Annotated in this window: 8 protein-coding genes; 4 read left to right on the plus strand and 4 right to left on the minus strand. The window is 63.5% G+C overall.

Annotated features, from left to right (window positions below):
* Positions 1–343: 343 nt before the first annotated feature.
* A complete protein-coding gene (locus ACH2EI_RS14940) occupies positions 344–1,243 on the minus strand; it encodes a TIGR03620 family F420-dependent LLM class oxidoreductase (protein ID WP_395160613.1) in 900 nt (299 codons plus the stop codon).
* Here ACH2EI_RS14940 and ACH2EI_RS14945 point away from each other — a divergent pair.
* On the plus strand, positions 1,242–2,024 hold the full coding sequence (locus ACH2EI_RS14945) for a DJ-1/PfpI family protein (protein WP_395160615.1): 783 nt from the start codon (positions 1,242–1,244) through the stop codon (positions 2,022–2,024). The two genes, ACH2EI_RS14940 and ACH2EI_RS14945, sit on opposite strands and share 2 nt — an antisense overlap.
* 31 nt (positions 2,025–2,055) lie before the next feature.
* Entirely contained in the window at positions 2,056–2,874 is an 819-nt protein-coding gene (locus ACH2EI_RS14950) for an alpha/beta hydrolase (protein ID WP_395154306.1), read from the plus strand.
* A gap of 3 nt (positions 2,875–2,877) precedes the next feature.
* On the opposite strand, the gene egtD is transcribed toward ACH2EI_RS14950, so the two are convergent.
* Together egtD and egtB are read right to left on the minus strand one after the other, a co-directional pair.
* Entirely contained in the window at positions 2,878–3,858 is a 981-nt protein-coding gene (gene egtD / locus ACH2EI_RS14955; protein ID WP_395160617.1) for an L-histidine N(alpha)-methyltransferase, read from the minus strand.
* 32 nt (positions 3,859–3,890) lie between these two features.
* Positions 3,891–5,174, minus strand: a complete 1,284-nt coding sequence (gene egtB, locus ACH2EI_RS14960) for an ergothioneine biosynthesis protein EgtB (RefSeq protein ID WP_395154308.1) — start codon at positions 5,172–5,174, stop codon at positions 3,891–3,893.
* A 107-nt stretch (positions 5,175–5,281) separates the two neighbouring features.
* On the opposite strand from egtB, the gene ACH2EI_RS14965 reads away from it, so the two are divergent.
* Positions 5,282–6,139, plus strand: coding sequence for an LLM class F420-dependent oxidoreductase (locus tag ACH2EI_RS14965; RefSeq protein WP_395154309.1), 858 nt, complete (start codon positions 5,282–5,284; stop codon positions 6,137–6,139).
* A 53-nt stretch (positions 6,140–6,192) separates the two neighbouring features.
* Here ACH2EI_RS14965 and ACH2EI_RS14970 read toward each other — a convergent pair whose 3' ends face one another.
* The gene (locus ACH2EI_RS14970) at positions 6,193–7,101 is read right to left on the minus strand and encodes a TIGR03564 family F420-dependent LLM class oxidoreductase (RefSeq protein WP_395160619.1); all 909 of its coding nucleotides are present in this window, start codon (positions 7,099–7,101) and stop codon (positions 6,193–6,195) included.
* A gap of 35 nt (positions 7,102–7,136) precedes the next feature.
* Between ACH2EI_RS14970 and ACH2EI_RS14975 the strand changes: the two genes are divergently transcribed.
* Positions 7,137–7,541, plus strand: a 405-nt coding sequence (locus tag ACH2EI_RS14975; RefSeq protein ID WP_395160621.1) for a GFA family protein, incomplete at its 3' end; no start/stop codon positions are given.

Consider the following 7,541-nt stretch of genomic DNA (forward strand, 5'->3'; position numbering starts at 1 on the left):
CGAACAGATGATGAAGACATCGAAACCCTCCCAAAGGGGATGCGAGCCCACGAAGCTCACAACACAGCCAAACGTATCAGATTCGACAATTTGATGACATCTTGTACTGCAGCCGTTCAAGCGTCCGGGTGACAACTGCCCATCCGGTTGATCAATTGAACCGCTCGCTCTCCAACAACTGAGAGCGCAGGTACAGCGCTGTCACTCCGAGTTCTCGTGCTCGGTGCAACGTGCCGTCAACGTGGGCACGGGCCTTCTCAAGGCGACGGGTCTGCAGGCGGCGGAAGATAATTTGATCTTCTCACCGAGAGGAGACACGCGGCTCGCCGGGCCAGCAGAACAATCAGCTGGGTGCAAGAAGTTCGAGCACGTTCCAGTCGATGTCGGCTGACATATCTGGGTTAACCGGCTGTACACAGACATGGTCAGCGCCAGCGTCGTAGTGGGCCTGCACGCCTGCATGCACGCGATCCTCGTCGCCCCACACGACGACGGCATCGACGAAACGGTGGGCGCGCTGTTCGATCTCTTCGTCGGTGAAGCCGAGCCGGATCCAGTTGTTGCGGTAGTTCGGCAGCGCGGCGTAACGATCGATCTGCTGGTTGCCCGCCGCACGTGCTGCGTCGGCGTCAGTCGTAAACACCACCTTCTGCTCGACACACAGCAGCGCATCAGGACCAATGGCTGCACGGGCCATCGCCGTGTGCTCCGGTGTCGTCCAGTACGGGTGGGCGCCGTCGGCCGCCGTTGCCGACAGTTCGAGCATCTTCGGGCCCAGCGCGGCGAGCAGAACGAGCGGCTCGTCTTCGGGTGCGATACCCCGGTACGGCTGCGTCTTCATTGCTGCGAGGTAGTCCCGCATCTTGGTCAGCGGCTTGGAGTAGTCGAGGCCGCGCAGCCCGGCGACCATCGGGCCGTGACTCACACCCAGGCCGAGCACGAAGCGACCGCCCGTCTGCTCGGCGAGCGTGTTTGCTGCTTGCTTCATCGGCCCAGGGTGACGGTGGAAAATGTTGGCGATGCCTGTGGCGTACTGCAACGTCGTTGTCTGCGAAGCGAGCCATGCCATGTGGGCGAACGGGTCGCGGCCCACGGTGTCGGGGAGCCACAAGGTCGAGTAGCCGAGCGATTCGATACGGCCAGCAGCCTCGGCCGCCTGCCCTGACGACATCCCGTCGGTGAAATACCAGACACCTGTCGTGGACAGTCGGTCGCGTGCGGTGGTGCTCGTAGCAGTGGTCATGCTGAGACCTTACGGAACCACAGCCTCCAACTTCGGGCTGTGGGAAGCTGTTCCCGTGCAGGTGGCCCTCGTGCTGTTTCCCGGTGTCTCGATCGACGAGTGCGAAGCGTTCACGCTCGCCTTTCGGCAGCTCTCCCTGTCGGGGCTGGCTGATTGTCAAGTCGTCGGTGTCGGGGCTGTTCGGGGAGAAGTCGTTGGCATCGGTGGGCGACGCGACGTCGAGCAGACCTTCGCCGAAACCACTCGGCCCGATGTCGTGTTGGTCCCCGGTGGCATCGGAGTCGACCGAACCGCGCATGATGAGGCGTTGCTCTCATGGCTCCGGCACGTCGAGCCGTCGTGCCAATGGATGGCGGCCAGCTCGACGGGGACTGTGGTGGTCGCTGCGGCCGGCTTGTTGGCCGACCGGCCTGCGGCCACGCACTGGCTGGCAGGTGCCAAGCTCGCCGAGTTCGGGTCCGCTGCATCACCTGAACGCATCGTCGAAGTCGGCCACGTCGTGACCTGCCATGGCCGCATCTCGGCAATGGACGTCGCGCTCCTGATGATCCTCCGTCTGACCAACCGACAGATCGCCGAGCAGGTGCGCATCGATCTGGAACGGGCACACGAACAGGCGGCGGTAGCCCGGCCCTCCTGGTGGAAGCGCGCCGTCGCGCTGGTTCGACCTGCCCCACGGGGCCCGGTACGGCCGCGCAACGAACAGCTCGACACGTCGGATTGGGTCGAGATGGAACTCACCGCCGAGCCGAGCAGCACAACTCCCAATGGTGATTTCTGAGCGCCAGAGCATCCCGATAGTTTGCTTTGCCGTGAGCACAGCGACGATCAGTTTCGGTACAACACGCGATGGCCTTGAGCAGCTTCGGCGGCACTGGGCTGTTGACGCTCCGAAAGCGGCAATCCTGCTTGTTCACGGCATCGGCGAACACTCCGGCCGCTACGGACACGTGGGCGAGGCACTCGCTGCCGCTGGCTACGACACGCTCGGTTTCGACCAGCGGGGTTTCGGCAAGTCCGGGGGCCGTCGCGCCTTCGTCAATCACTTCACCGAGTTCGTTGACGACATTGCCGACCTGCTCGTCGAGCGGCGCGAACTTGGGGTCCCGGTCGTCTTGATGGGCCACTCGCTGGGTGGCCTGATCTCGGCGACGTACCTGGTGAGCGACTATCCGCAGCCTGACCTTGCCGTGCTCAGTGCTCCGGCGCTCAGTGCCAAGATTCCGCTGTGGCAGCGCGTGGCTGTACCCGTGCTGAGCCGCGTTGTACCGAAGCTGCACGTGAAATCGGACTTCGACGGATCTGTTCTGTCACGCGACCTCGACGTCCAGGAGCGTTACGACAATGACCCGCTCCGTGTCGACGGCTCGACTGCAGCGCTCGGCCGCCAAATCCTCGACGCAATGAAGGCGACCTCGCCAGCAATCGCGAAGATCACGTTGCCGACCTACGTGCTACACGGCGAGGCTGACACGCTCGTGCCGCCGTCGGCCTCAGAGCCAATCGGCGAACTACCAAACGTCACGCGCAAGTTGTGGGCCGACCTCCGCCACGAATGCATGAACGAGCCCGAGTGGCCCGAAGTCGTCGCGGGCATCACCGACTGGCTCGATGCCCAGCTGCCGTCCTGAGTTCTACGCCTGACGACGAACGAGGGCGAGGCCGAAGTCGCCGGCCTCATCGGTAAAGAACTCACCACCTGCGAAACCGATTTCGGCCAGATCAGCGAGCAGCTTGTCCTTCCGGAATTTGGTCGAGACCTCAATGCGCAACTCTTCGCCGGCTTCCAAATCGAGGTCGAGGTCGAGCGCCTCGATGCGAGCGTGCTCGGGTTCGCACGCACGGAGCCGCATATCGATGCGTTCCTCACGACCATCCCAGAACGGCACGTAGTCGAAGTTGCCGACATCGATGTTGCCGTCGAGTTCGCGGTTGATCACATTGAGCGCATTGCGGATGAACGCTTCGGTGACGCCTTGGCTGTCGTTATACGCAGCAACAAGGCGGTCGATCGGCTTCAGCAGGTCGACGCCGAGCATCAGCCAGTCACCCGGTTCGAGCACGTCGGAGAGCGCACCGAGGAAGGCGCGCCGCTCCTCCTGATAGAAGTTGCCGATCGTGCCGCCGAGGAATGCGACCAACCTCGTCCCGCCGCTCGGCAGGCGACGAAGATGCCGATTGAAGTCGCCGACAACGGGTGCCACTTCGAGGTCCGGGTAACGCTCACCGAGCATCTCGGCAGCCTCAATCAAGGTGGCTTCACTCACATCGAGCGGGGCGAACCGGGCAATCGAACCGTGCGCAACGAACGCATCGAGCAGCGTGCGTGTCTTGTCACTGGTGCCTGAACCGAGTTCGATCACCGTGGTGGCGCCCGTGATCTCCGCGATCATTGCGGCGTTGGCCTCGAGGATCGAGCGTTCGGCCTCGGTCTGGTAGTACTCGGGCAGCCGGGTGATCTGGCTATAGAGCTCGCTGCCTCGATCGTCGTACAGCCAGCGCGGTGGCACCGTTCGCGGATGGCTTCGCAGGGCGCGGAGGAGTTCGGTTTTCGGATCAACTCGACCGTCGATCGATCCGGTGTCGAAGATTGTGGTCTCGGCGGGTTCGTTCATCAGAGATTCCTGACTGCCCGCTGTGGTCTGGCTCATTGGCGATCGGTGGCCAGCCGGACGCCCGATGCGTGCCAGCGAGTGTGGGGGTGGAAGAAGTTGCGGTAGGCCGACCTGGTGTGGCCTGGCGGCGTGAACACACACGCTCCGCGCAGTACCTGCTGGCCGGACATGAACTTGCCGTTGTACTCCCCAATCGCACCGTCGGCGATCGAGAAGCCAGGGTAGGGCTGGTACGCCGACGACGTCCATTCCCAGCAGTCACCGAAGAGTTGGCGGAGGCCACCTGTAGCCGGCCCTGCGGCTGCCGGGTGAAAGGTGAAGTCGTCGCGTTGCTCATCGAGAACGTTTCCGACGACCTCATAATCAGCAGCAGCGGCTTCCCATTCGAATTCCGTCGGCAAGCGAGCGCCTGACCACGTGGCGAATGCGTCGGCTTCGTAGTGCGAGACATGAACGACCGGTTCGTGCCGATCGACAGACCGCAGACCGGTCAGTGTGTGGACCCACCAGGCGTCGGGCTGATCCGGGTCGGGCCGCCAATATTCGGGAGCCGTCCACTCTTCGGATTGTGCGCGATACCAGCCGTCAGACTTCCACAGCTCGGGTCGCTGGTAGCCGCCATCGGAGATGAAGTCGATCCACTCCCCTGCTGTTACGAGCCGGTCAGCCAGGGCGTACGGGTACAGCAGCACCTGATGGCTTGGGCCTTCGCTATCGAACGAGAAGTCGCCGGTCGCGTGGTCGACGCCGATGTCGGCGAGGCCGCCGGCGAACTCAACCCAGTTGCTGGGACCAGGGTCGGCAGCAGGCGCATGCGGACGCTCGGCGTAGGCCGGACCGATGGCCGGATTCATTGAGAGGACGTGCTTGATGTCCATCAGCAGGAGTTCTTGATGCTGCTCTTCGTGATGTGTGCCAAGCTCGACGACCTCAGCGATTGCCGGGTCGAGGCCACCGGCGATCAACTCGAGCATTTCCTTGTCGACATGGTTGCGATAGTCGGCGATCTCGGCAACGGAGGGACGGGTGACGAGGCCACGTTGCGGTCGTGGATGCCGTGCGCCCACCGCCTCGTAGTAGCTGTTGTAAAGAAAGCGGTACTCGGGCCGATCCCACACCCGGCCACTCGTGCCGTCGGCGTGCAGCGCGAACTCGGCAAAGAACCAAGTGGTGTGGGCACGATGCCACTTCGTCGGGCTGGTGTCAGGCATCGACTGGACGACCTGATCTTCAGCCGAAAGCGGAGCCGCCAGCCGTTCGGTGCGCGCCCGGACCTGAGCGAATCGGTCGGCGAGTGCGTCGACGGTCATTGCCATGTATGTACCTAACCGCAAACGACTCGCGATTAGTCCGCCGACCGGGTGAACGAAGAGTGAAATTCCCCGACGGCGAGCGAGTTCGTCGGCCGCACTAGCTTCGGCCCATGGACATCGGCGTCACCATCTTCCCGACCGACCAGACGATCAACCCCGTCGAACTGGCCAAAGAGGCCGAGGCCCATGGCTTCGAGTCGCTCTGGTTCCCCGAGCACTCGCACATTCCGACCAGTCGGGCGACACCTTGGGGTGGCCGCGAGGGTGCTCCCCCGCTGCCCGAGTTCTACTGGCGTACACACGACCCGTTCGTGACCCTTGGCGCGTGCGCATCGGTCACCAGCACCATCAAACTCGGCACCGGCATCTGCCTGGTTGCGCAGCGCGATCCGATCCATACGGCCAAGGAAGTGGCCAGCGTCGACTCGCTGTCTGATGGGCGGATGCTGTTCGGCGTCGGGTACGGCTGGAACAAGGAAGAGATGGCGCAGCACGGCACGGCCTATGGCGAGCGCCGTGAATTGTTGCGCGAGAACATCTTGGCAATGAAGGCGCTGTGGACGCAGGACGAAGCATCGTTCGACGGCGACAAGGTGCAGATCGAATCGAGCTGGGCATGGCCGAAGCCGACGCAGAAGCCAGGTCCACCCGTCATCCTCGGAGGCGCCGCTGGGCCGAAAACTGCTGCCCACATTGCTGAGTTCTGCGACGGCTGGATGCCGATCGGCGGCCGTCACAGCATCGACGGTTGGGACAACGTCGTCAAGGCATGTGAGGACATCGGGCGCGACCCTGCCGAGATCGAGCTCGGGATGTTCGGCGTGCCCGACAGCGAAGAAAAGCTCACCGCACTGGCCGAGCAGGGCCTCAAGCGCGCAGTGTTCGTGCTGTCGCAGGGCCCGCGTGACGACGTGATGGCCGACCTCGAACGGTTCGCCCCGTTTGTTGACGCCATGCGCGACGCCTGACCGCCTGGTGCCGACCGCGTCACGCTCCGGTCAGACCAAAGTGTGACGGTTCGTCAGTTCGTGCGGGCCTGCAGGAGGTCGAGTGTGCGTGTCGGGCCGTCGCTGTCGGGGATGACCACGGCGGTGAAGTCGGTGGCGCCTGCGGCCGCAATTGCATCGAGGCCCGCATTGACCGTTGCTTCGTCACCGATCAGCGAGATCTCTTCGACGCCGTGCACACCTTCGATATCGAGCATGGCCCTGTACGACGGTAGCTGCGCGTAACCGGCGAGCATCTGGCCGACGAAATCGCGCGTTGGCTGCGGGTTGTCGGTCACGCAGACCGGAAGGCTGCACACGACACGAGGCGCAGGACGACCCACGCTGTCGGCGGCGTCGTTAATGACCGGGACGATCTGTGCTTCGAGCGTCTTCGGGCCGACGCACCAAAGGATTGTTCCGTCGGTCCGCTTGCCCGCGATCTTGAGCATCTGCTCGCCAAGCGCAGCGATCATCACTTTGGGCGGAGTGTCGGTCATCAAGGCTGCCTGCTGGTTGAGCGACCAGACCTCACCCTTGAGTGAGGCGGTTCCGGTGTTCAGCAGCGAGTCGAGGATCGCGAGGTACTCGGACATGTGCTTGACCGGGCGTTCCCAGGCCATTCCCCATCGGTCCTCCACTGTCGGCTGGTGAGCGAGCCCAACACCAAGCACAAGACGGCCTTTCGACGCGGCCTGGGCAGTGAGCGCCCCGGCAGCCATCACTTCGGGGTGACGCGTCCAGGTCGGCACGACGGCCGTGCCGAGTTCGATTTCCGACGTCGTTCGCCCAGCGATACCGAGCATTGCGATCGAGTCGGCGAGCGCTGTCTGCGCGAGCCAGTAGCTGGCGTAACCATCAGATTCGCTCTGTTCAATGTCAGCCACAATCGAGTCGAGGTCGGGTGCTGCGAGTCGGCCGGAGCCGTTGATGCCGATTTTCATGGAGCGGACCCTACGGCAAGTGTCAGACTGCGCTGATGACCGGGACCACTGACGCCGCAGTCACAAACGGAAGCTGCATGTGCCGCGAGATCCGATTCCAGGTCACGGGTCCGATTCGCAACGTGTTGCAATGCCACTGCGTGCGCTGTCGTAAATTCACCGGCAACTTCACGGCAACATCCGGTGCGCCGTCCAGCTCCATCAGCTTCGAGTCCAATACGACGCTGAAATGGTTTCATCCGGCCGACGACGCGAACGTGATGTACGGATTCTGTGCGACGTGCGGCTCATCGATGTTCTGGCGGCTCTTGGATGCCGACGATGGGCATTGGTCGATCCATGCCGGAGCGTTCGATGACGCTGTCGGGCTGTCGACCGAGGCGATCTGGTACGCCGATCACGCTGCCGAGTACACCGCACTCGATCCGGCGCCACCGCAC

Source organism: Ilumatobacter sp. (assembly GCF_041688325.1).
Lineage (GTDB): Bacteria > Actinomycetota > Acidimicrobiia > Acidimicrobiales > Ilumatobacteraceae > Ilumatobacter_A.

Excerpts from the sequence above, each read along its gene's own strand:
- ACH2EI_RS14970 (WP_395160619.1), bottom strand. The coding sequence starts at position 7,101 with ATGAAAATCGGCATCAACGGCTCCGGCCGACTCGCAGCACCCGACCTC.
- ACH2EI_RS14940 (WP_395160613.1), bottom strand. The coding sequence starts at position 1,243 with ATGACCACTGCTACGAGCACCACCGCACGCGACCGACTGTCCACGACA.
- egtD (WP_395160617.1), bottom strand. The coding sequence starts at position 3,858 with ATGAACGAACCCGCCGAGACCACAATCTTCGACACCGGATCGATCGAC.
- ACH2EI_RS14945 (WP_395160615.1), top strand. The coding sequence starts at position 1,242 with ATGCTGAGACCTTACGGAACCACAGCCTCCAACTTCGGGCTGTGGGAA.
- ACH2EI_RS14965 (WP_395154309.1), top strand. The coding sequence starts at position 5,282 with ATGGACATCGGCGTCACCATCTTCCCGACCGACCAGACGATCAACCCC.
- egtB (WP_395154308.1), bottom strand. The coding sequence starts at position 5,174 with ATGGCAATGACCGTCGACGCACTCGCCGACCGATTCGCTCAGGTCCGG.